Origin of the sequence: Streptomyces sp. NPDC018947, assembly GCF_044390505.1 — a bacterium.
Classification (GTDB): domain Bacteria; phylum Actinomycetota; class Actinomycetes; order Streptomycetales; family Streptomycetaceae; genus Streptomyces.
Window position 1 is genome coordinate 1 of the sequence record NZ_JBIRZD010000001.1, and the last position, 21,219, is coordinate 21,219.

At 72.1% G+C, this 21,219-nt stretch carries 22 protein-coding genes; 9 read left to right on the forward strand and 13 right to left on the reverse strand.

Annotation, left to right across the window (positions count from 1 at the left end; translation table 11 throughout):
- Nucleotides 1–405 precede the first annotated feature (405 nt).
- Nucleotides 406–1,047 (reverse strand): DNA-3-methyladenine glycosylase, encoded by a 642-nt coding sequence (locus ACH499_RS00005; protein WP_399012887.1) that lies wholly within the window; start codon nt 1,045–1,047, stop codon nt 406–408.
- A 145-nt stretch (nt 1,048–1,192) separates the two neighbouring features.
- Between ACH499_RS00005 and ACH499_RS00010 the strand changes: the two genes are divergently transcribed.
- From ACH499_RS00010 to ACH499_RS00020, 3 genes are all read left to right on the forward strand, one after another.
- Nucleotides 1,193–1,975: a sporulation protein gene (locus tag ACH499_RS00010; protein ID WP_356203926.1), complete on the forward strand. Its 783-nt coding sequence runs from the start codon at nt 1,193–1,195 to the stop codon at nt 1,973–1,975.
- A 49-nt stretch (nt 1,976–2,024) separates the two neighbouring features.
- On the forward strand, nt 2,025–2,564 hold the full coding sequence (locus ACH499_RS00015) for a YbhB/YbcL family Raf kinase inhibitor-like protein (RefSeq protein ID WP_356203925.1): 540 nt from the start codon (nt 2,025–2,027) through the stop codon (nt 2,562–2,564).
- A 206-nt stretch (nt 2,565–2,770) separates the two neighbouring features.
- A complete protein-coding gene (locus ACH499_RS00020) occupies nt 2,771–3,277 on the forward strand; it encodes an HNH endonuclease (protein WP_399012890.1) in 507 nt (168 codons plus the stop codon).
- Nucleotides 3,278–3,383: 106 nt separating this feature from the next.
- Here the strand turns inward: ACH499_RS00020 and ACH499_RS00025 are convergent, their stop codons facing one another.
- The 3 genes from ACH499_RS00025 to ACH499_RS00035 form a co-directional block, all read right to left on the reverse strand.
- Nucleotides 3,384–4,337, reverse strand: a complete 954-nt coding sequence (locus tag ACH499_RS00025) for an SPFH domain-containing protein (protein WP_356203921.1) — start codon at nt 4,335–4,337, stop codon at nt 3,384–3,386.
- 171 nt (nt 4,338–4,508) lie between these two features.
- On the reverse strand, nt 4,509–4,940 hold the full coding sequence (locus ACH499_RS00030; protein ID WP_356203920.1) for an NfeD family protein: 432 nt from the start codon (nt 4,938–4,940) through the stop codon (nt 4,509–4,511).
- Between the two features lie 54 nt (nt 4,941–4,994).
- The gene (locus ACH499_RS00035) at nt 4,995–5,792 is read right to left on the reverse strand and encodes an ABC transporter ATP-binding protein (RefSeq protein WP_356203918.1); all 798 of its coding nucleotides are present in this window, start codon (nt 5,790–5,792) and stop codon (nt 4,995–4,997) included.
- A 149-nt stretch (nt 5,793–5,941) separates the two neighbouring features.
- On the opposite strand from ACH499_RS00035, the gene ACH499_RS00040 reads away from it, so the two are divergent.
- Nucleotides 5,942–6,721, forward strand: a complete 780-nt coding sequence (locus tag ACH499_RS00040) for a hypothetical protein (protein WP_399012892.1) — start codon at nt 5,942–5,944, stop codon at nt 6,719–6,721.
- 354 nt (nt 6,722–7,075) lie between these two features.
- Here the strand turns inward: ACH499_RS00040 and chpE are convergent, their stop codons facing one another.
- From chpE to ACH499_RS00055, 3 genes are all read right to left on the reverse strand, one after another.
- Nucleotides 7,076–7,321, reverse strand: coding sequence for a chaplin ChpE (chpE, locus tag ACH499_RS00045; protein ID WP_356203915.1), 246 nt, complete (start codon nt 7,319–7,321; stop codon nt 7,076–7,078).
- Nucleotides 7,322–7,457: 136 nt separating this feature from the next.
- The gene (locus ACH499_RS00050; protein ID WP_356203913.1) at nt 7,458–8,099 is read right to left on the reverse strand and encodes a response regulator transcription factor; all 642 of its coding nucleotides are present in this window, start codon (nt 8,097–8,099) and stop codon (nt 7,458–7,460) included.
- A complete protein-coding gene (locus ACH499_RS00055) occupies nt 8,092–9,240 on the reverse strand; it encodes a GAF domain-containing sensor histidine kinase (protein WP_399012895.1) in 1,149 nt (382 codons plus the stop codon). Before ACH499_RS00055 ends, ACH499_RS00050 begins: the two co-directional genes overlap by 8 nt.
- A gap of 401 nt (nt 9,241–9,641) precedes the next feature.
- Between ACH499_RS00055 and ACH499_RS00060 the strand changes: the two genes are divergently transcribed.
- From ACH499_RS00060 to ACH499_RS00070, 3 genes are all read left to right on the forward strand, one after another.
- Nucleotides 9,642–10,340, forward strand: coding sequence for an SDR family NAD(P)-dependent oxidoreductase (locus ACH499_RS00060; protein ID WP_399012896.1), 699 nt, complete (start codon nt 9,642–9,644; stop codon nt 10,338–10,340).
- The gene (locus tag ACH499_RS00065; protein WP_399012897.1) at nt 10,337–11,488 is read left to right on the forward strand and encodes an S-adenosylmethionine:tRNA ribosyltransferase-isomerase; all 1,152 of its coding nucleotides are present in this window, start codon (nt 10,337–10,339) and stop codon (nt 11,486–11,488) included. Before ACH499_RS00060 ends, ACH499_RS00065 begins: the two co-directional genes overlap by 4 nt.
- A 276-nt stretch (nt 11,489–11,764) precedes the next feature.
- On the forward strand, nt 11,765–12,538 hold the full coding sequence (locus tag ACH499_RS00070) for a transglycosylase SLT domain-containing protein (RefSeq protein WP_356203906.1): 774 nt from the start codon (nt 11,765–11,767) through the stop codon (nt 12,536–12,538).
- Between the two features lie 95 nt (nt 12,539–12,633).
- On the opposite strand, the gene ACH499_RS00075 is transcribed toward ACH499_RS00070, so the two are convergent.
- The gene (locus tag ACH499_RS00075) at nt 12,634–15,183 is read right to left on the reverse strand and encodes an FHA domain-containing protein (RefSeq protein WP_399012899.1); all 2,550 of its coding nucleotides are present in this window, start codon (nt 15,181–15,183) and stop codon (nt 12,634–12,636) included.
- Between the two features lie 1,068 nt (nt 15,184–16,251).
- On the opposite strand from ACH499_RS00075, the gene serB reads away from it, so the two are divergent.
- The gene (gene serB / locus ACH499_RS00080; protein WP_356203902.1) at nt 16,252–17,484 is read left to right on the forward strand and encodes a phosphoserine phosphatase SerB; all 1,233 of its coding nucleotides are present in this window, start codon (nt 16,252–16,254) and stop codon (nt 17,482–17,484) included.
- Nucleotides 17,485–17,584: 100 nt separating this feature from the next.
- Here serB and ACH499_RS00085 read toward each other — a convergent pair whose 3' ends face one another.
- From ACH499_RS00085 to ACH499_RS00100, 4 genes are all read right to left on the reverse strand, one after another.
- The gene (locus tag ACH499_RS00085; protein ID WP_399012901.1) at nt 17,585–18,103 is read right to left on the reverse strand and encodes a SixA phosphatase family protein; all 519 of its coding nucleotides are present in this window, start codon (nt 18,101–18,103) and stop codon (nt 17,585–17,587) included.
- Between the two features lie 103 nt (nt 18,104–18,206).
- Complete coding sequence (locus ACH499_RS00090) at nt 18,207–18,413, reverse strand: hypothetical protein (RefSeq protein WP_356203899.1); 207 nt, start codon at nt 18,411–18,413, stop codon at nt 18,207–18,209.
- Between the two features lie 171 nt (nt 18,414–18,584).
- The gene (locus tag ACH499_RS00095; protein WP_356203897.1) at nt 18,585–18,701 is read right to left on the reverse strand and encodes an SGM_5486 family transporter-associated protein; all 117 of its coding nucleotides are present in this window, start codon (nt 18,699–18,701) and stop codon (nt 18,585–18,587) included.
- Between the two features lie 34 nt (nt 18,702–18,735).
- A complete protein-coding gene (locus ACH499_RS00100) occupies nt 18,736–20,082 on the reverse strand; it encodes a CynX/NimT family MFS transporter (RefSeq protein ID WP_356203895.1) in 1,347 nt (448 codons plus the stop codon).
- Between the two features lie 67 nt (nt 20,083–20,149).
- Here ACH499_RS00100 and ACH499_RS00105 point away from each other — a divergent pair, with 67 nt between their 5' ends.
- Complete coding sequence (locus ACH499_RS00105; RefSeq protein ID WP_356203894.1) at nt 20,150–20,863, forward strand: FadR/GntR family transcriptional regulator; 714 nt, start codon at nt 20,150–20,152, stop codon at nt 20,861–20,863.
- Here ACH499_RS00105 and ACH499_RS00110 read toward each other — a convergent pair.
- Complete coding sequence (locus tag ACH499_RS00110; protein WP_356203893.1) at nt 20,841–21,191, reverse strand: hypothetical protein; 351 nt, start codon at nt 21,189–21,191, stop codon at nt 20,841–20,843. The two genes, ACH499_RS00105 and ACH499_RS00110, sit on opposite strands and share 23 nt — an antisense overlap.
- Between the last annotated feature and the right edge of the window lie 28 nt (nt 21,192–21,219).

A 21,219-nucleotide genomic window follows, 5' to 3' on the forward strand; every position in this document is an offset into this window, starting at 1 on the left:
GAGACGGGGTATCAACATATCTGGCGTTGACTTTTGGCACGCTGTTGAGTTCTCAAGGAACGGACGCTTCCTTTGTACTCACCCTCTCGGGCTTTTCTCCGGGCACTTCCCTTCGGTCTTGCGTTTCCGACTCTATCAGATCTTTTCTGACCCGATTCCCGGTCGGCGGGAGTCGCCGAGGCTTTTGAGCTTTCGCCCGTCGGCCCTTTCGACATTCACTACGTTAGCCGATTTCCCTGCCGACTCATAATCGAGTCCGGTGAGTCGAAATTCGGGCATGCAAGCACACCAGAATTCGCCCCGCGAGGGGAATCGTTGTGTAGTGGGTTGGCCGCTCCGGCTGCTGGCGTTCGCCGTACCCGGTTCAGCGGCTCGGGCTACGTTACGCGCCTCGCACGGGCGGAGTCAACTTCGGCGGCGCCTCGGCACATGGGCCCGGTACGGGCTCACCGTCGGGTCGTCCGCGACCCAGTAGCGCCAGGGGTGGACGCCGCCCTCGCCGGCCACGCCGGTGCGCGGGCCGTTGCGCACCTGGCCGCGGGGTACGGAGGTGCCGCTCAGGATGCGCAGCGGGGTGCCGTCGCCGCCGCAGGCGTCCGTTCCGTTCAGGGCGCGGTCCACACCGAGGGCCGTGGCGAGACGGGCGGGGCCCTTGGCGAGTTCCTTGTCGTTGCGGGCCGAGAGCCGACGGGTGCGGGCCAGCTCGGCGCCCTCGACGATCTCGCCGGCGCGCAGGAGAACGGCGCTCGCCCTGCCCTCGGGACCGCAGACCAGGTTCATGCAGAACCACATGCCGTAGGTGAAGTAGACGTACACGTGTCCGGGGGGACCGAACATCACGTCGTTGCGGGGCGTGCGGCCCCGGTAGGCGTGGGAGCCCGGGTCGTTCTCACCGTCGTAGGCCTCGACCTCGGTCAGGCGCAGGGCGATCGGACCGTCCGGGGTGTTCCGCAGGAGGATGCGGCCCAGCAGGTCCGGGGCCACCTCGAGGATGGGGCGGTCGAAGAATTCCCTGGGCAGCGGCGTACGGTCGGGGGTCGCGATCATGCCGTCCGAGCGTAACGCAGGCGGGTCGGACGCGGGGGTGGTCAGCCGGCCGGCGCCTTGCCAGGGTGAGGCGCGGAACCGGTAACGGCCGGATCGCGTTTGTAGGGATCAAGGGTCATTTCGGAGAGCCTGGAGAGGGAGAGACATGGCGTTCAAGAAGCTGCTCGCGAGCCTGGGGGCCGGCGGAGCTTCGGTCGAGACCGTGCTGAGCGAGGTCAACGTCGTTCCGGGGGGTGTCGTCCAGGGTGAGGTGCGGATCCAGGGCGGATCCGTGGACCAGCAGATCGAGGGGTTGTCGGTCGGGCTCCAGGCCAAGGTCGAGGTCGAGAGCGGCGACCAGGAGTACAAGCAGGACATCGAGTTCATCAAGGTGCGGCTCGGCGGTGCCTTCGAGCTGAAGGCGGGCGCCGTGCACACGGTGCCGTTCGGGCTGGAGATCCCCTGGGAGACGCCGGTCACGATGATCGACGGCCAGGCGCTGCGCGGGATGAACATCGGGGTCACGACCGAGCTGGAGATCGCTCGCGCCGTGGACTCCGGTGACCTCGACCCGATCAACGTGCACCCGCTGCCGGCGCAGAAGGCGATCCTGGACGCGTTCATCCAGCTCGGCTTCCGTTTCAAGAACGCGGACATGGAGCGCGGCCACATCCGGGGCACGCGGCAGAAGCTGCCGTTCTACCAGGAGATCGAGTTCTTCCCGCCGCAGCAGTACCGGGGGCTGAACCAGGTCGAGCTGAGCTTCGTCGCCGACGAGCAGGCGATGGACGTCGTGCTGGAGATGGACAAGAAGCCGGGCCTGTTCAGCGAGGGCAGCGACACCTTCCGTTCGTTCAAGGTGGGGCTGAACGACTACCACGCCACCGACTGGGCCGCGTACCTCAACCAGTGGCTCTCCGAGGTCGGCAGCAAGCGGAACTGGTTCTAGTGGATCTAGGCTCGGTCATCTCTGCACCGAACGATCAGGAGGTACCGAGGTGACCGAGCTCAAGCGGCGTCCGCTCCCCCATGACTTCCATCCGCCCGTGCCGTCGTTCACTGTCACCAGTGACGACGTCCAGGAGGGTGCCACGCTCAAGGACGCTCAGGTCCACGCGGCCGGCAACACCTCTCCGCACCTGCGGTGGGAGGGCTTCCCCGCCGAGACCAAGAGCTTCGCCGTGACCTGCTACGACCCGGACGCCCCGACGGGCAGCGGCTTCTGGCACTGGGTGGTGTTCGACATCCCGGCGTCGGTGACCGAGCTGCCCGCGGGCGCGGGCAGCGGCGCGTTCGAGGGGCTGCCCGCGGGTGCGGTGCAGGCGCGCAACGACTACGGCGGCAAGGAGTTCGGCGGGGCCGCTCCGCCGCCCGGGGACGGCCCGCACCGCTACGTGTTCACGGTGTACGCCGTGGATCAGGAGAAGCTCGGCCCGGACGCCGGCGCCACTCCCGCCGTCGTGGGTTTCAACCTGCGGTTCCACACGATCGCCCGCGCCCAGCTCATCGGTGAGTACGAGGTACCCGCCGGCGGCTGAGCAACCGAGGGTTCATGGAACGTTTGCCCGCCTCTGGTCTTGGAAGTGATCAGAGGCGGGCATTTTTGTTGCCAGGGGGCCTGGAGGGATGCGGGGCGGCCCCCGTGATGAGCGGCGGATATTGCGTTGTCCATCCCGGCGTGCCCGGCCAGAGTTGATCCCAGCCCGCCGAGGGGTGGGCCGGTGCACACGGGAGGTGGGCTGGTATGCGGGACACGCTGGTACTGAACGCGAGCTTCGAGCCGCTGTCGACGGTGACGCTGAATCGAGCCGTCGTTCTGGTGCTCCAGGACAAGGCCGTCGTCGAGCAGGCCCACCCCGAACTGCGGATGCGCGGAGCCGCGCTCGACATACCGGCGCCCCGGGTGATCAGGCTGTGCCAGTACGTACGGGTGCCCTTCCGAAGACGTGCGCCGTGGTCGAGGCGGGGTGTGCTGGTCCGGGACCGGCACCGGTGCGCGTACTGCGGCGGGCGGGCGACGACCGTGGACCACGTGGTGCCTAGGTCCCACGGCGGGCAGGACACGTGGCTGAACACGGTGGCGTCCTGCGCGGAGGACAACCACCGCAAGGCGAACCGGACGCCGGAGCAGGCGGGGATGCCGTTACTGCGTGAGCCGTTCGAGCCGACGCCGGCCGACGCGATGCTGCTGGCGCTGGCGCGGGAGGACCTCGATGCGCTGCCGGACTGGTTGGCGCTGAACGCCGCGTAGCGCGTCCGCCGAGTTCGATCGCTCTCGGCTCACGGCCGTACGCGGCCGCTCGCACAGTTCCCCGCACCCCTGTGGTGGGTGCGGGGAACGTCGTTCCCGGGATCCGTCAGTCGATGCTCGGCTTCTCGCGCCGTTCCTGGGACGGGACCGAGCCGGTGTTGCCGCCGCCGCCCGAACCACCGCCCATCGGACCGAAGTTGCCCATGGCGCCGGACAGGCCCTTGAGGGCGTCACCGATCTCGCTGGGCACGATCCAGAGCTTGTTGGCGTCGCCTTCGGCGATCTTCGGGAGCATCTGGAGGTACTGGTAGGAGAGCAGCTTCTGGTCCGGGTCGCCGGCGTGGATCGCCTCGAAGACCGTACGGACGGCCTGGGCCTCGCCCTCGGCGCGCAGGGCGGCGGCCTTGGCCTCACCCTCGGCGCGCAGGATCTGGGACTGCTTCTCGCCCTCGGCACGCAGGATCTCGGACTGCCGGACACCCTCGGCCTGGAGGATCGCGGCGCGCTTGTCGCGGTCGGCGCGCATCTGCTTCTCCATCGAGTCCTGGATGGAGGTGGGCGGCTCGATGGCCTTCAGCTCGACGCGGTTGACGCGGATGCCCCACTTGCCGGTGGCCTCGTCGAGGACGCCGCGCAGGGCCGCGTTGATCTCCTCGCGGGAGGTCAGGGTCCGCTCCAGGTCCATGCCGCCGATGATGTTGCGCAGGGTGGTGACGGTGAGCTGCTCGATCGCCTGGATGTAGCTGGCCACTTCGTACGTCGCGGCGCGGGCGTCGGTCACCTGGTAGTAGATGACGGTGTCGATGTTGACGACCAGGTTGTCCTGGGTGATCACCGGCTGCGGCGGGAAGGGGACGACCTGTTCGCGCAGGTCGATGCGGTTGCGGATGGTGTCGATGAAGGGGACCACGATGTTGAGTCCCGCGTTCAGCGTCCGCGTGTAGCGGCCGAAGCGCTCGACGATGGCGGCGCTGGCCTGGGGGATGACCTGGATGGTCTTGATCAGGGCGATGAAGACCAACACCACCAGGATGATCAGAACGATGATGACCGGTTGCATCGTGGCTCCGCGTACCCTTCTCCGCCTGGGCGCTTCGGCGGATGTCCAAGGATCTGTCGGCCCTGTTGACCCTGATGACTGCTGATCCTACGGCTGTTGAAGATCTTGCTCGTCGAGTCTGACAGACCGTCGCATGCCCCGGGGCACGTTCGGGCCACTTGCGTCGGGCCGTCACATGACGACCGCCGTGGCCCCCTCGATGTCGACCACGTCCACTTCCTGGCCCACCTCGTAGGCACGGCCGGTGTCGAGCGCGCGTGCCGACCAGACCTCGCCTGCCAGCTTGATCCGGCCGCCGTTGCCGTCGACCCGCTCCAGCACCACGGCCTGTCTGCCCTTCAGGGCGTCGACGCCGGTGGCGAGTTGGGGTCGTTGGGAGCGGTGCCGGGCGGCGACGGGCCGCACGACGGCGATGAGGGCGACGGAGACGAGGACGAAGACGAGGACCTGGACGACGAGGCCGGCCCCGAGGCCGGAGGCCGCGGCGGCGGCGACCCCGCCGACGGCGAGCATCCCGAACTCCGGCATCGCGGTCACGACGAGCGGGATTCCGAGCGCTGCCGCGGCGACGAGCCACCACACCCATGCGTCTATGTCGTTCACGCGGTCATGGTAGGTCCGTGACCCGTGCCGGGGACAGGGCGCACGGGGGGCGGCTCAGGACAGGGGGAGCCCCTGGGCGGTCCAGCGGTCGCCGACCTGCTCGACGACGAGCGGGAGTCCGAAGCAGTGGGACAGGTTGCGGGAGGTGAGCTCCAGCTCCAGCGGGCCCGCGGCCAGGACCTTGCCCTGACGGATCATCAGGACGTGGGTGAAGCCCGGGGCGATCTCCTCGACGTGGTGCGTGACCATGATCATCGAGGGGGCGATGGGGTCGCGGGCGAGGCGGCCGAGGCGGCGTACGAGGTCCTCGCGACCGCCGAGGTCGAGGCCGGCGGCCGGCTCGTCGAGGAGCAGCAGTTCGGGGTCGGCCATCAGGGCGCGGGCGATCAGGGTGCGCTTGCGCTCGCCCTCGGAGAGGGAGCCGAACCTGCGGTCCAGGAACTCGGTCATGCCGAGGCGGTCGAGGAAGGCGCGGGCGCGCTGCTCGTCGATGTCCTCGTACTCCTCCTGCCAGCCGGCGGTCATGCCGTAGGCGGCGGTGAGCACGGTCTGCAGGACGGTCTGGCGCTTGGGCAGCTTGTCGGCCATGGCGATGCCGGCCATGCCGATGCGCGGGCGCAGCTCGAAGACGTCGGTGCCGGGCCTGCCGAGCGTCTCGCCCAGGATCGTCGCGGTGCCGGTGCTCGGGTAGAGGTAGCTGGACGCGACGTTGAGGAGGGTGGTCTTGCCGGCTCCGTTGGGGCCGAGGATGACCCAGCGCTCGCCCTCCTTGACCGACCAGGAGACCTGGTCCACCAGAGCCCGGCCCTCGCGGACCACGGATACGTCCTGAAGCTCCAGAACATCGCTCATGAGCGCAGTGTCTCCCCTTGCAGTGTGACCGGTCTCGGCTGTCTAGGCCTGTGGCTCGGGCCGCCGCGCCGGTGGGCGCAGGCCCTCCAGGAAATCTACGCCACCGGTCGGCATCGTCGTTCCATCGGTCCGGTCCTTAGGGTGGGGGCATGCTCTCGGAACCACGCTCGGGGCGCCTGGCCGCCTGGGGAAATGCCCTTATTGCCGGAATGGTCTCTCCTGATGACGCCGCGGACGCGATCGTCGGCGAGGACGCGGTGCACCGGGTGGAGGGACTGCCGGGTGAATCGGGGCCCGTCGGTCTCACGCTGGCGCTCGGCCGGCTGCGGGCGCTCGGGGCGAGGGGGCTGCGGGTGGCGCTTCCCGCGCCGGGGCATCCGCTGGGGCTGAGCGGGCCGCCGGAGTTCAACGCGCGGGCGCTGGAGGCCGAGGAGGCGGTGGTCTGCCACGGGGCCGCGCTGGGGCTGGTGCCGGAGGTGTACGAGGCGGGGCCCTCGGGCGATGTGCATGTCGAGGTGGTCTGGCACTGTCTGCCGGTGCGGGAGGCTCCGCCCGCGGACGTGCCGTCGCTCGGGGAGGCGGAACGCGAGCTGGCGGAGGCGCTGCGGGACGCGACGGAGGTGCTGACGCGGCTGGACGTGGCCGGGTCGGGGCCGGTGGCGGAGGCGGCGGTCGCGGCGTACCGGGCGCGGGCGGAGCGGGGGCGTGAGGTGTTGGCGCCGGGGTATCCGCCGCGGGCGGTGCGGGTGCTGGAGTTGGCCCAGCGGGTGGGTGCGTTGGTGGCGCTGGCGTACGAGAACGGGCACGGGGGTGCGGTGAGCGCGTCGGAGATGGCGGCTCGGGGGGCGGCGCTGCGGCCGGTGGAGCGGACGGCTCGGCGGGCGCAGGTCGCGGCGTACAACTCCGTTGTGGAGGAGCGGGAGCGGTGAGGTGCCGTTGGGGGTGAGGTGGGGAGCGTGGTCCGGGGTTTCCCGGTTGCCCGGCGTGGGTGCGGGCCGGTGGGGGCGGCCCGCGTTGGAGTGGTTGCCCGGCGTGACGTGGGCGCGAGGCTGTCGCGTGCCCGGCGTTGCGGGGTGCCGCTGCGCCCACCCGTGCCGCCCCAGCGGCACGACTGCCCGCAGCTGTGCGGCACGGTGAGGCAGCTATGCGGCACGATCGCCAGCAGGCACGTGGCACGGTGGGTGGACGCAGCTACGTGACACGACTGCCCGCAGGCACCTGGCACGGGTGGGCGTTGTTGCGTGGCGGTCCCGCCCCCGGTGTCGGGGGCGGGGGCGGCTGGGTCAGTTGTTGAGGGCCAGGTTGCCGAAGGCCGGGTTGAGGAGACCCACGACGTTGACGCTGTTGCCGACGGCGTTGACCGGGACGTGGACCGGCGCCTGGACGAGGTTGCCGGACGCGATGCCCGGGGAGCCGACGGTGTTCCCGTGGGCGTGGGAGCCGTCGGTGGCGGAGGCCATGCCCGCGCCGGCGGCGATCAGCCCGCCGGCCACCATCGTCACGGCCGCTGCCTTCTTCAGGTTCTTCACTTGCTCGACCCCTCCTGTGGATCACCGCGGCACTCGCCGCGGCACGCACTGAAGAACGGGCGGGCACGGCGAAGGATGCGCCATCCGGGTGACATTCCCACGACGGTATGAATCTCCGACCGGAGGGGAACCATCCTCAGCCGGTCACACCGTGGCGTACGGCCCACAGGGCGGCCTGGGTACGGTCCGCCAGGTCGAGTTTCATCAGGATGTTCGAGACGTGGGTCTTCACGGTCTTCTCGGACAGGACCAGCGCCCGGGCGATCTCCCGGTTGGAGCGCCCGTCCGCGATGAGGCCGAGCACCTCGCGCTCCCGCTCCGTGAGGGATCCCGCGCGCCCCTGGCCGGCGCCGCTCTCCTCCTGGGACAGCAGCGCGCCCGCGATCTCGGGCTGGAGCAGGATGTGCCCGGCGTGGACGGAGCGGATGGCGCCCGCCAGCGCGTCCGGGTCGACGTCCTTGTAGACGTAGCCCGCGGCGCCCGCCCGCAGGGCCGGGACGACCGTGCGCTGCTCGGTGAAGCTGGTGACGATCAGCACGCGCGCGCGGTTCTCCAGTTCGCGGAGCCGGCGCAGCGCGGCGACCCCGTCCATGCCCGGCATCTTGACGTCCATGAGGATCACGTCGGGCTTCAGCTCCTCGGCGCGGTCGACTCCCTCGGCGCCGTCGGCGGCCTCGCCGACCACCTCTATGTCGTCCTGCACCTCCAGGAACGTACGCAGTCCCCGGCGGACCACCTGGTGGTCGTCGACGAGCAGGACCTTGATCGCATCAGCCACCGGGAACCTCCATCTCGATCGTGGTGCCCTTGCCGGGCGCGGATTCCACGGTCAGCGCGCCGCCGGCGCCGTTCGCCCGGTCCCGCATGGAGACGAGGCCCAGGTGCCGGCCGGCGCGGCGCACCGCGTGGGGGTCGAAGCCGGTGCCGTCGTCGGTGACGCGCAGGACGGCGCCGGTGCCGCGCCGGTCCAGCGTCACGTCGACACGGGCCGCCCCGGAGTGGCGCAGCGCGTTGTGCAGCGCCTCCTGGGCGACGCGCAGGACGGCCTCCTCCTGAGCGGCGGGCAGGGCCTTCACACCGTGCCCGGTGAAGGTCACGCGCGCGGTGTGGGCACGGTCGAGGACCCGGATCTGGTCGCGGAGGGTGGCGACGAGGCCGTCCTCGTCCAGGGCGGCGGGGCGCAGCTCCACGACGGCGGCGCGCAGTTCGTCGGCGGCCTCGGCGGCGAGCGCGGCGACCTGCTGGAGTTCTCCCTTGGCGCGGGCCGGGTCGCGGTCGACCAGGGCGGCGGCGGCCTGGGCGGTCAGGCGCAGGGAGAACAGCTTCTGGCTGACCGCGTCGTGCAGTTCGTGGGCGAGGCGGGAGCGTTCCTCGGCGATGGTCAGTTCACGGCTGCGTTCGTACAGGCGGGCGTTGGTGAGGGCGATCGCGGCGTGCTGGGCGAGGATGCCGAGCAGTTCCTCGTCGTCCTCCGTGAAGCCGCAGCCGCCCTCGGGCTTGGTCGCGCAGTTCTTGTTGGCGAGGAAGAGGGCCCCGATGACCTCGTCGCCGTCGCGGATCGGCAGCCCCAGGAAGTCGGCGAGGTCCGGGTGGGCCGAGGGCCAGCCCTCGAAGCGGGGGTCCTTGCGGACGTCGGCGAGGCGCTCGGGCCCGGACCGGTGGAGCATCGCGGCGAGGATGCCGTGCTGGCGCGGCAGCGGGCCGATGGCCTTCCACTGCTCGTCGCTGACGCCGTCGACCACGAACTGGGCGAAGCCGCCGTGGTCGTCGGGGACGCCGAGGGCCGCGTACTCGGCGTCGAGCAGCTCGCGGGCCGAGGCGACGATCGTCTTGAGGACGTCGCGCACCTCCAGGTGCCTGCTCATGGCCAGCAGCGCGGAACTCACCGCGGCGAGGCCGGTCCGGGGGCCGTGACTCATGTCCTCACGGTACCGGCGGGCTCCGACGGCGGGATCGGACCTGTGGCGGCCGCGGTCTGGTGCCCCGGACCTAGGGCGGCGGGCGTAGGTCCGGCTCGCGCCGTCCCCGCGGTGGACGCTTCCGGGGACGGCGGACCGGCAGCGGCCTCCCCCGGGCGCCCGGTGGCCGGGACGCCCGGTGGCCGGGGCGCCCTGCCGGGGCTCCCCGCCCGGGGCTGCCTCCCCGGTGCGCGGGACCGAGGGCGGGGGACGCAGGTCCGCGGTCCCGGTCCGGTCCCCTCCGGCGGGCCTAGGGCGAACGGCCCCGGCGGATGCGGCCCGTGGCCGAGGCGGTGGGCTCGGGGCGGTTCCTACGTTGAGTTCACGCCGATCAGGAGGCGTCGACGACGAGGAGGCTGGTCATGCCGGTTGCGGTCATCACAGGGGCTTCGAAGGGGTTGGGCCGGGCGCTGGCCGAGGCGCTGGCGGGGCGGGGATGGGACCTGGTGGTCGACGCCAGGACGCCGGAGGTGCTCGCCGGGACGGCGGCGGCGCTGGAGTCGTACGGCACGCGGGTGGCGGCGCTGCCCGGGGACGTGACGGACGCCCGGCACCGGGCCGAGCTGGTGGCGGCGGCGCGGCGGCTGGGCGGGGTGGATCTGCTGGTCAGCAACGCGAGCGCGCTGGGCGCGGAGCCGCTGGTGCGGCTGGAGGCGCTGTCGGCGGAGGGGCTGCGCCGGGCGCTGGAGGTGAACGTGGTGGCGGCGCTGGGCCTGGTGCGGGAGGCGCTGCCGCTGCTGCGGTCGGCTCCCGCGGGCGCGGTGATCACGGTCAGCTCGGACGCCGCCGTCGAGGCCTACGAGACGTGGGGCGGTTACGGGGCGTCCAAGGCGGCGCTGGACCACCTCGCGGCGGTGCTGGCCGTGGAGGAGCCGGGGCTGCGGGTGTGGGCGGTCGATCCGGGGGACATGGCGACGGACCTGTACGCGGCGGCCGTACCGGACGACGACGGGCCGCGGCCCGATCCGGCCGCCGTCGTGCCGGCCCTGCTGCGGCTGCTGGACGAGCGGCCGGCGAGCGGACGCCGCACGGCGCCGGCGCTGCTGGAGGGGCGGCGGTGACGGCGGCGCTGCTCGTGCCCGGGGAGCTGTCGGCGCGGGTGCCCGTCGAGCAGCGGGGTCCCGGGCTGGACCGGGACGACGTACGGCTGCTCGTGTCGCGCGGGACGGACGTGTCGCACCACCGTTTCACGGAGCTGCCGCGGCTGCTGCGGGCCGGGGACGTGCTGATCGTCAACACGTCGGCCACGCTGGCGGCGGCGGTGGACGGGCAGGTCGGGCACGCGCGCGTGGTGGTGCACTTCTCCACGCGCGGTGACGACGGCCGGTGGGCGGTGGAGCTGCGGGAGCCGGACGGGCGGGGCACCACGCGCGCGCGTGCGCGAGTAGGGAGTGACCGGCGGTCCCGGGAGGGCGAACGGCCGGCCGGGACGGAGGTGCGGCTGTCGGGTGGCGGTCTGCTGGTGCTGGAGGAGCCGCTGAGCGCCCGCGGGGAGCGGCTGTGGTGGGCGCGGGTGTCCGGGGCGGAGGTGCCCGCGGTGCTGCGGGAGCACGGGCGGCCCATCCGCTACTCCTACACGGAGCGGGACCAGCCGCTGTCCGCCTACCAGACCGTCTTCGCGCTGCCGGCGGGCGACGGGGCGGGCAGCGCGGAGATGCCGAGTGCGGCGCGTCCCTTCACGGCGCGGCTGGTGACGGAGCTGGTCAGCCGGGGTGTGCGGTTCGCGCCGGTGACGCTGCACACGGGGGTGGCCTCGGCGGAGGCGCACGAGCCTCCGTATCCGGAGCGGTTCCGGGTGCCGCAGTCGTCGGCGGAGCTGGTCAACGCGGCGCGGGCGGCGGGCCGACGGGTCGTGGCGGTGGGGACGACGGCGGTGCGGGCGGTGGAGTCGGCGGCCGGCGCCGACGGGGTCGTACGGGCGCGGGAGGGGTGGACCGATCTGGTCGTCACCCCGGAGCGCGGGGTGCGGGTGGTGGACGGGCTGCTGACGGGGCTGCACGAGCCGCGGGCCTCGCATCTGCTGCTGCTGGAGGCGGTGGCGGGGCGTGCGGCGATCGACCGCGGGTACGAGGAGGCGGTGCGCGAGCGCTACCTGTGGCACGAGTTCGGAGACGTCCATCTCCTCCTGCCTCGGGAGCCGTTCCCCACCCCCCTCACGCCGCGCATTGCTCGAGCAACCGACAGTGAGACGGACGGGTCCGGGGTGTGAGCCCGCGCATAGGGTGCACGTCACGTACGAAGAGGAGTAGGAGAACGACTCGTCCGTTTTGAGCGGGGCAGACGGTCCTGTCTGCCCCGCTTTGCCGGACCCTGATCCACTACCTCGGGTCGTACGTCACACCTTTGCCTCCGGATTTTGCGGCCGCTAAGAATTGCTCTCGTCGCTCAGCGCCGTGGGTCTCCCCCGCGGCGTTTGTGCCGGAAGCACCCCTGTCCCCATCGGACGAGAGCGACCTCCGCGCTATCCGAAGAGGTCTGTCCCGCCATGCCCAAGAACATCCTCACCCGTGGTTATCGCCGTTCCCTCGACCGCGCCCAGAAGCTGAACCGCACCCACAAGGTCGCGTTCGCCGGCGTCGGCCTGGCCGGTGTCACCGCCGTCACCCTCGCCGCGTTCCCGGCCAGCGGTCAGACGACGACCACGAGCGAGGCCGCTCCCGCGGCCAAGGTGGCGTACAGCAGCAACCAGCAGATCAAGGACGTGCACGCCGGCATCGCCGACCAGCTCGCCGGTGCCAGCCAGAAGGCCGCCTACATCGAGGCGAAGCAGGAGGCGGCCGCGAAGAAGGCCGCCGCCGAGAAGGCCGCCGCCGAGCAGAAGGCCGCCGCCGCCAAGAAGGCCGCCGCGAAGAAGGCCGCCGCCGAGCGTGCGGCGAAGGAGTCCGCGAGCCGCGCCGCCGAGCGCACCACGGTGAAGCAGGTCTCCGCGAAGACCTACCCGAACAACCTCGACGGCTGGATCCGCGAGGCCCGGGCCATCATGGCCAAGCACGACATCCCGGGCAGCTACAGCGGCATCCACCGCAACATCATGCGGGAGTCCTCCGGCAACCCCCGGGCCATCAACCTCTGGGACATCAACGCCATCAACGGAATCCCGTCGAAGGGCCTGCTCCAGGTGATCCCGCCGACGTTCAAGGCCTACCACGTGCCGGGCACGTCCTGGGACATCTACGACCCGGTCGCCAACATCGCCGCGGCCTGCAACTACGCGGCCGACCGCTACGGCTCCATGGACAACGTCAACAGCGCGTACTGAGGTCGGCGCGGACCTCTTCAACGCGGCGCCGAGCCGAACGCCGAAGGGCGGCACCCTCCTGTGGGGGTGCCGCCCTTCGGGCGTCGGGGCGGGGGCTACTTGCGCATGACCTCGGGTTCGTGGCGGCGCAGGAAGCGGGCCACGAAGAAGCCGCAGACCACGCCGAGCGCGATCAGCGCGGCCATGTCCAGGCCCCAGGCGCCGACGGAGTGCTCCCACAGCGGGTCCGCCCCGGCGCCCTCCTCGGGCGGGCTGATCTTGTTGAAGTCCAGCGTGGCGCCGGCCGCGGCGACCGCCCAGCGGGACGGCATCAGGTACGAGAACTGGTTGACGCCGATCGTGCCGTTCAGGGCGAAGAGGCAGCCGGTGAAGACGACCTGGATGATCGCGAACATCACCAGCAGCGGCATGGTCTTCTCGGCGGTCTTCACCAGCGAGGAGATGATCAGGCCGAACATCATCGAGGTGAAGCCCAGCGCCATGATCGGCAGGGAGAGCTCGATGAGCGTCGCACTGCCGAGGATCAGGCCTTCCTGCGGGACTTCCCGGCTCGCGAAGCCGATCACGCCGACCAGCAGGCCCTGGAACACGGTGATCACGCCGAGCACGAACACCTTGGACATCAGGTACGCGGAGCGCGACAGGCCGGTCGCGCGCTCCCGCTCGTAGATGACCCGTTCCTTGATCAGCTCGCGGACGGAGTTCGCGGCGCCGGCGAAGCAGGCGCCGACGGCGAGGATCAGCAGGACGGTGGTGGCCGTGCCGTTGGGGACGACCCGGCCGGTCTGCGGGTGGATGTTGGGCAGCAGGCCCTTGTCCGGGTTGATCAGCAGGCTGACCGAGCCGAGGACGGCCGGCAGGATCACCATCAGGGCGAGGAAGCCCTTGTCGGAGGCGATCACCGAGACGTAGCGGCGCACCAGGGTGACGAACTGCGACATCCAGCCCTGCGGCTTCGGCGGCTTCATCGCCTGCATCGGCGGGACCTGTACGGCCTGCGGCGCGACGGCGTCTATGTCCGCGGCGTACATCTGGTAGTGCTGCGAGCCCTTCCAGCGGCCGGCCCAGTCGTAGTCGCGGTAGTTCTCGAAGGCGGAGAAGACGTCGGCCCAGGTCTCGTAGCCGAAGAAGTTCAGCGCCTCCTCGGGCGGGCCGAAGTAGGCGACCGAGCCGCCGGGCGCCATCACCAGCAGCTTGTCGCAGATCGCCAGCTCGGCCACCGAGTGGGTGACGACCAGGACGGTGCGGCCGTCGTCGGCGAGGCCGCGCAGGAGCTGCATCACGTCGCGGTCCATGCCCGGGTCGAGGCCGGAGGTCGGCTCGTCCAGGAAGATCAGCGACGGCTTGGTCAGCAGCTCCAGGGCGACGGACACGCGCTTGCGCTGTCCGCCGGACAGGGAGGTGACCTTCTTGTCCTTGTGGATGTCGAGCTTGAGCTCGCGCAGCACCTCGTCGATGCGCGCGTCGCGCTCGGCGCCGGTGGTGTCGGCCGGGAAGCGCAGCTTGGCCGCGTACTTCAGGGCCTTCTTGACGGTCAGCTCCTTGTGCAGGATGTCGTCCTGCGGGACCAGACCGATGCGCTGGCGCAGCTCGGCGAACTGCTTGTAGAGGTTCCGGTTGTCGTAGAGGACCTCGCCCTGGTCGGCGGGCCGGTAACCGGTGAGCGCCTTGAGCAGGGTCGACTTGCCGGAGCCGGACGGGCCGATGACCGCGATCAGCGACTTCTCGGGGACCCCGAAGGAGACGTCCTTGAGGATCTGCTTGCCGCCGTCGACCGTGACGGTCAGGTGGCGGGCGGAGAAGGACACCTCACCGGTGTCGACGAACTCCTCGAGCCGGTCCCCGACGATACGGAACGTCGAGTGGCCGACGCCGACGATGTCGGCCGGGCCGAGGAGCTGGGTGCCGCCCTTGGCGATCGGCTGGCCGTTGACGTACGTGCCGTTGTGGGAGCCGAGGTCGCGGATCTCCATGCGGCCGTCGGGCGTCGCGTGGAACTCGGCGTGGTTGCGGGAGACCTGGAGGTCGGAGACGACCAGGTCGTTCTCCAGCGCACGGCCGATGCGCATGACGCGGCCGAGCGAGAACTGGTGGAACGTGGTCGGGCTGCGGTCCCCGTGGACCGGTGGCGCCCCCGCCGCGCCGCCGGGTCCCTGCTGCTGGGGGAAGTGCGCCTGGGCCTGCGGCGCGGCCTGCTGAGGTGCGGCCTGCTGCGGCTGGTGCCAACCGGGCTGCTGCCCCTGGTGCTGCTGCGGGGCCTGCTGCTGCGGCTGCTGCGCGGGGGCCTGCGGTGCCCAGCCGGCGTTCGCGCCCTGCGCGGCGTACGGCTGCTGCGGCTGTGCCTGCGGCGTGCCGACGGCGGACAGGGTCAGCCGCGGTCCGTCGGTCGCGTTGCCCAGGTTCACGACCGTGCCGGCGCCGAGCTCCACGTGCTGGGTCCGCTGACCGTGCACGAACGTGCCGTTGGTGCTGCCGTGGTCCTCCAGGACCCAGCCGCGGCCGTTGAAGCTGATCGTGGCGTGGCGCCAGGAGACCCTGGCGTCGTCGAAGACGAGTTCCCCCTGCGGATCACGCCCGAGCGCGTAAGACCGGGACGGATCGAGCGTCCAGGTCCGTCCATTAGATTCGAGTACGAGTTCCGGCACTCCATGCCCCACTGAGTTGTCCCCCGAATTGCCCCCGTCGCGGGGAGTCTAGGGATGTCGAACATCAGGGGGGAACTATTCCAGGCCCGGCCCCCTGACCGAAAGTCGGGCCTTGTGAAAACCGCGTACAGGGCCCTCGGCCGGGCCCGTTGGCGGGGCGGAAACCTGCCCGGAGAGTGGTAATCCACGCGAGGGGGACATGCGAGGGCGTCGCCGCCGCGGGCGGATCGGGCTCGTCGGGGACGCTGACGGCTGCGGTCGTGGCGCTCGGCGGGGGGCGGTCGCGCCGAGCGGGGATGTGTCCGCGTTCGGCCCGTACGGTCATCGAGATCACGCCACTCGGGGGTGGGTCCGGTCGGTGCGGTGCCGCTGTCGTCCTTCTTCCCGCGGTGCCTGCGGGCTGCGGGAGTTGTGGTCTCGCCCGCCGAACTCCTCGCCCGCGCGGGCGAGGTGACGGCCCTGTTCGTGGCGGTGCCGGGCGGGCCGGCCCGGGGCGGCGCACGGCGGCTTCGTGGTCGACGGCGGCGCGCTCGGGCCCGGCGGCGTTCGGGCGGACGGGAGCGGCTACGGGGAGGGCGGCGGCGCGTCCGACGTGGCGCGGAGCACCGATGAGCGCGGCATGACGACCTGGAGTGGGCCGGGCGACGAGGGCGACGACCCGCACGGCGCTCCCCCGGGTCGTCGGTCCGCCGGAGCCGCGTCCTCCGGGCCCCGTCCCGGTGGGCGAGGATCCTCCCCACCGCCGCGTCGGCAGAGGGGCGGCCGGTGACCCGCCGCAGGCGCCTCGACGCAGTCCCGGCGGCGGCCGAGCTGCGTCGGCCCCCGGGGAGGCGCCGGGCGCCGTCGGGACGCGGCACCTCCGGCACCCGCACGCACCGTCCCTCCTGACGCCGGGCCGCCCCGCCCAGCGCCACGACGGCGCTACCGGGCACCGTCGGGAGGCGGCGCCCACCCCGCTCACCGGCACCCTTGCACCGCCCCACCACGCCCGAGCGCCGCCGGCACCCGTGTCCGTCAGTCGGACCTCGCGGGCGGAAGGCACCGGGTGCCGGATACGGTAAGAACACCATGAGCGCTACGCAGACCTCTGACGTTCCCACTCTTCTCGTCAAGATCTTCGGCAAGGACCGGCCGGGCATCACGGCGGGCCTGTTCGACACCCTCGCCGCCTACTCCGTCGACGTGGTCGACATCGAGCAGGTCGTCACCCGTGGCCGGATCGTGCTGTGCGCGCTCGTGACCGAGCCGCCCCAGGGCCTGGAGGGCGATCTGCGGGCGACCGTCCATGGCTGGGCGGAGTCGATGAAGCTGCAGGCCGAGATCATCTCCGGCATCGGCGACAACCGCCCGCGCGGCCTCGGCCGCTCCCTGGTCACCGTCCTCGGCCACCCCCTCACCGCCGAGGCGACGGCCGCCATAGCCGCCCGGATCACGGGCACCGGCAGCAACATCGACCGCATCTTCCGGCTCGCCAAGTACCCCGTGACCGCCGTCGAGTTCGCGGTGTCCGGCGTCGAGACCGGGCCGCTGCGCACCGCGCTGGCCACCGAGGCGGCGGCGCTCGGGGTGGACGTGGCCGTCGTCTCGGCCGGCCTGCACCGCAGGGCGCAGCGCCTGGTCGTCATGGACGTGGACTCCACGCTCATCCAGGACGAGGTCATCGAGCTGTTCGCCGCGCACGCGGGCTGCGAGGACAAGGTCGCCGAGGTGACGGCGGCCGCGATGCGCGGGGAGCTGGACTTCGAGCAGTCGCTGCACGCGCGCGTGGCACTGCTGGAGGGGCTGGACGCCTCGGTGGTGGACAAGGTGCGCAGCGAGGTGCGGCTGACGCCGGGCGCCCGCACCCTGATCCGTACGCTGAAGCGGCTCGGCTACCAGGTGGGGGTCGTCTCCGGCGGCTTCACCCAGGTCACCGACGATCTGAAGGAGCGGCTGGGGCTGGACTTCGCCCAGGCCAACACGCTGGAGATCGTCGACGGCCGGCTGACCGGCCGGGTCACCGGGGAGATCGTGGACCGGGCGGGCAAGGCGCGGCTGCTGCGCCGGTTCGCCGCCGAGGCGGGCGTGCCCCTGTCGCAGACCGTGGCGATCGGGGACGGCGCCAACGACCTGGACATGCTGAACGCGGCCGGCCTCGGGGTCGCCTTCAACGCCAAGCCGGTGGTGCGCGAGGCGGCGCACACCGCGGTGAACGTTCCGTTCCTGGACACGGTCCTGTATCTGCTGGGGATCACCCGCGAGGAGGTCGAGGCGGCGGACATCCTGGAGGACGTCCCCGCCGAGGGCCCCCAGCGGCACTGAACCCCCCGCGCCGCCGGGCCCGCCCCCGGGACCGGCGCGACAGGGGCCCGGACCCTCAGGGGGTGCCGGGCCCCGCCGCCGTTGGTCACGTCGGGACGGATCAGTCGGTGGGCGCCCAGTAGTCGACGAGCGACGCCACTCCGGGCTCCACGGTCTTCCAGGAGCCGGTGAAGTGCAGGACGGCGAAGGCGGCGGTCGGGAAACCGCGGCGGCTCATGCGCTTGCGGACCTCGTCCTCGGCCGAGCCGGCCAGGATCTCGGTGAGGGCCTCCATGCCGGGGTTGTGGCCGACCACCAGGACGTTCCGCAGGTCGTCGGGGGTCTCGTTGAGCAGGGCGATCAGCTCGCCGGGCGACGCCTCGTAGATCCTCTCCTCGTAGACGGTTTTCGGCCGCTGCGGGAACTCGGCGACGGCGAGTTTCCAGGTCTCGCGGGTACGCAGGGCCGTGGAGCACAGGGCTTGGTCAACGGGGATGCCGGTGTCGGCGAGCCGGCGTCCGGCCTCTGCGGCATCCATGCGGCCCCGCTCGGCGAGCGGCCGCTCGTGGTCGGACACCTGTGGCCAGTCGGCTTTCGCATGCCGGAAGAGGATGATCCTGCGGGGTTCTGCGACGCTCATGGCATCCAGCTTCGCATGAAACAGGCCACGGGGCGCAGGGAGTTGAGACGCGGGTCGGCCGCGGGACACACGGCCGCGACGAGCCCCCGGGCGGGCCCGGGGCTCAGCGGGTGATCAGGTGCTGGACGCGCTCCAGGAGCTGGGCGATCGCCGGTTCACCGGCGGCCGCGTGGGCGTCCGACGGGTTGAGCAGCAGCAGGAAGAGCGCGACGAAGGCCGTCACGGGCAGGGCCAGCGCCCACCAGGGCAGCCGGGTCTCGGCGCGGCCCCGGGCCGCCGCGTGGGGCCGGGTGCAGATTGGGGCCGACATGAGTGCCTCCGCTGGTCTTCGAGTGTCCCTGGTCCGTGCTCCGCGATCCGCCTGTCGCGGTCACGTCTCGACGCTACGGAATCCAGGGGCCCCGGCCCATCCGGAGGTCCACCCACTCGACCCTGAGCCCCGCCCCCTAGGGGACGGGGGGTTAACCCCACCCCCGGCCGGTCACGGTGAGGCGATCGTGGCGATGATGCCGATGATCACGAAGATGGCGAGGAAGCCGCCGAAGACGAGCAGCATCTTCTTCTGGCCGTGCTGAGGGTTCGGGTCCAGGACTGGCATGCGGCCAGTCTCGCATCCCGCCCACGCGCCGGGGTCAGCGGGCCGCCTCTTCCTCGACGGTGCGGTTGCGTCCCGCCAGCACGCCCACGACCATCTGCGGCACCATCAGGGCGGCCATCAGCGCGATCGGCAGGCCCCAGCCGCCGCTGTGCTGGTAGAGGACGCCGACCAGGAGCGGGCCCGGAATGGAGATCAGGTAGCCGGTGCTCTGCGCGAAGGCCGAGAGCTGGGCGACGCCCGCGCCCGTCCTGGCCCGCATGCCGACCATGGTCAGGGCGAGCGGGAAGGCGCAGTTGGAGATGCCGAGCAGCAGCGCCCAGGCCCAGGCGCCGGCGGCCGGGGCGAGGTACAGCCCGGCGTATCCGACGAGCCCGCACACGCCGAGGACCAGCACGATCGGGCCCTGCTGGGGCAGACGCGTGGCCACGCGCGGGATGACGAAGGCCAGCGGCACGCCCATGACCATGATGACGGCGAGCAGCAGTCCGGCGGTGCCGGCGGAGACGCCCGCGTCCCGGAAGATCTGCGCGGCCCAGCCCATTGTGATGTAGGCGGCGGTGGCCTGGAGGCCGAAGAAGACGGCGAGCGCCCAGGCCGTACGGCTGCGGGTGATCCGCAGGGCGGGCTGCCCGGCCGGCGCGTCCGCCTCGGCCGAGGACGCCTCGGCGGCGGCCGGCTCGGCGGGGGTCTCCTGGGCGGAGGGGGCCTTGCGGTCCCGTACGAACGGGAGCCACGGCAGGACGGCCGCCGCCGCCACCACGGCCCACACGGCGAGGCCGGGCTGCCAGTCGCCGCCCAGCGCGTTGGTGAGCGGCACGGTCGCGGCGGCGGCGGTCGAGGTGCCGAAGGCGAGGGCCATCGAGTACAGGCCGGTCATGCTGCCGACCCGGTCGGGGAAGTAGCGCTTGACGATGACCGGCATCAGGACGTTGCTGACCGCGATGCCCATGAGCGCGAGGGCACTGGCGGCCAGGAAGCCGGCCGTGTTGCCGGCGAAGGGGCGTACGACCAGGCCGGCGGCGATGGCGGCCATGCCCGCGCACACCACCGCGCCGGGTCCGAAGCGGCGGGCGAGGCGGGGGGCGGTGACACCGAAGACGGCGAAGCACAGCGGCGGGACGGAGGTGAGCAGTCCGGCCACGCTGCCGCTCATGCCGAGCCCGTCGCGGACCTCCTCCAGGAGCGCGCCGAGGCTGGTGATGGCCGGGCGGAGGTTGAGCGCGGCCAGGACGATGCCGAGGACGAGCAGGCGTGTCGTCCACGGCGTCCACGCACGCGTGCCGGGCCCTCCAGGTGCCCCGGGCCCCCGGGCGTCGCGTGCCCCGCCGACGGTGGTGGTGTTCAGCGTCCGGGTTTCCTCACTAGCCATGGGAGCCATCATAGAATCATGGGATGATTGGTTGTCCACCCGCGGTGTCCGCCGTGGGCTCCGTGTGCGAAGGTGAGCCATGCCCCTGAGCCATCCCCGTCGTTCGGCACTGTCCGAGCAGGTCATCACGGCGTTGCGGCAGCAGATCGCCTCGGGCGAGTGGCCGGTCGGCTCCCGTATCCCGACCGAGCCGGAGCTGGTCGAGCAGCTCGGCGTGGCGCGGAACACGGTCCGTGAGGCGGTCCGCGCCCTGGCGCACAACGGGCTGCTGGACATCCGCCAGGGATCCGGCACGTATGTCGTGGCGACCAGCGAGCTGGCGGGCGTGATGCAGCGCCGCTTCGCCGACGCCGACCCCCGGCACATCGCCGAGCTGCGCTCCACGCTGGAGTCGGCCGCCGCGCGGCTCGCGGCCGGCCGGCGCACGGAGAAGGACCTCAAGCAGCTCGACGCACTGCTGGTGCGCCGGGAGGAGGCGTGGGAGTCGGGCGACACGGAGACGTTCGTGACGGCGGACGCGACCTTCCACCTGGCCGTCGTGGCGGCCTCGCACAACGACGTGATGACCGCGATGTACGCGGATCTGGGCGAGGTGATGCTGGACTGGCTGCGCGAGGACGTGGGCAGCGAGCTGACCCCCGAGACGCACATGGACCACACGCGGCTGGTCGACGCGATCCGCGCGGGAGACGCGGCGACGGCCGGCCAGGAGGCGGCGGGCTATCCGTTCCTGTGCCGTCCCGGACGCACCGGCGCGCCCGACGCCGGCCTCAATCCACCCGCTGGTGACTGACCCAGGCCGCGCCCACCTCCTTCCAGCACCGTCCGTCCAGGCGCACGGTCTGCGCGGGCCCGGCCTCGGCGGGCGGGCCGTCGCTGTCGAGGTCCCACCACCGGACGCACTCGACGTGCAGGCGCACGCTGTCGGGATCCGGGTACGGGTTGTGGCAGTGGGCGGTCACGGTGGAGCCGTCGACGCGGACCAGGCACTCCGCGCCGAACGGCCGCGCCGGCTCGGTGTCCCCGGCGGGCGGGCGCCCGTGGGACGCGGCTTCGTGCGGCAGGAAGATCACGCCGACGAGGGCGAGGACCCCCGGGGCCAGTCGGTGGAGCAGGCGCACCGGACTACCTCCTCGGCCGTGCTGGGGA

What these genes read in the sequence shown, in the direction of transcription:
- ACH499_RS00005 (WP_399012887.1), bottom strand. Translation starts at nt 1,047, where the DNA reads ATGATCGCGACCCCCGACCGTACGCCGCTGCCCAGGGAATTCTTCGAC.
- ACH499_RS00010 (WP_356203926.1), top strand. Translation starts at nt 1,193, where the DNA reads ATGGCGTTCAAGAAGCTGCTCGCGAGCCTGGGGGCCGGCGGAGCTTCG.
- ACH499_RS00020 (WP_399012890.1), top strand. Translation starts at nt 2,771, where the DNA reads ATGCGGGACACGCTGGTACTGAACGCGAGCTTCGAGCCGCTGTCGACG.
- ACH499_RS00025 (WP_356203921.1), bottom strand. Translation starts at nt 4,337, where the DNA reads ATGCAACCGGTCATCATCGTTCTGATCATCCTGGTGGTGTTGGTCTTC.
- ACH499_RS00035 (WP_356203918.1), bottom strand. Translation starts at nt 5,792, where the DNA reads ATGAGCGATGTTCTGGAGCTTCAGGACGTATCCGTGGTCCGCGAGGGC.
- ACH499_RS00040 (WP_399012892.1), top strand. Translation starts at nt 5,942, where the DNA reads ATGCTCTCGGAACCACGCTCGGGGCGCCTGGCCGCCTGGGGAAATGCC.
- ACH499_RS00055 (WP_399012895.1), bottom strand. Translation starts at nt 9,240, where the DNA reads ATGAGTCACGGCCCCCGGACCGGCCTCGCCGCGGTGAGTTCCGCGCTG.
- ACH499_RS00060 (WP_399012896.1), top strand. Translation starts at nt 9,642, where the DNA reads ATGCCGGTTGCGGTCATCACAGGGGCTTCGAAGGGGTTGGGCCGGGCG.
- ACH499_RS00070 (WP_356203906.1), top strand. Translation starts at nt 11,765, where the DNA reads ATGCCCAAGAACATCCTCACCCGTGGTTATCGCCGTTCCCTCGACCGC.
- serB (WP_356203902.1), top strand. Translation starts at nt 16,252, where the DNA reads ATGAGCGCTACGCAGACCTCTGACGTTCCCACTCTTCTCGTCAAGATC.
- ACH499_RS00085 (WP_399012901.1), bottom strand. Translation starts at nt 18,103, where the DNA reads ATGAGCGTCGCAGAACCCCGCAGGATCATCCTCTTCCGGCATGCGAAA.
- ACH499_RS00090 (WP_356203899.1), bottom strand. Translation starts at nt 18,413, where the DNA reads ATGTCGGCCCCAATCTGCACCCGGCCCCACGCGGCGGCCCGGGGCCGC.
- ACH499_RS00095 (WP_356203897.1), bottom strand. Translation starts at nt 18,701, where the DNA reads ATGCCAGTCCTGGACCCGAACCCTCAGCACGGCCAGAAGAAGATGCTG.
- ACH499_RS00100 (WP_356203895.1), bottom strand. Translation starts at nt 20,082, where the DNA reads ATGATGGCTCCCATGGCTAGTGAGGAAACCCGGACGCTGAACACCACC.
- ACH499_RS00105 (WP_356203894.1), top strand. Translation starts at nt 20,150, where the DNA reads ATGCCCCTGAGCCATCCCCGTCGTTCGGCACTGTCCGAGCAGGTCATC.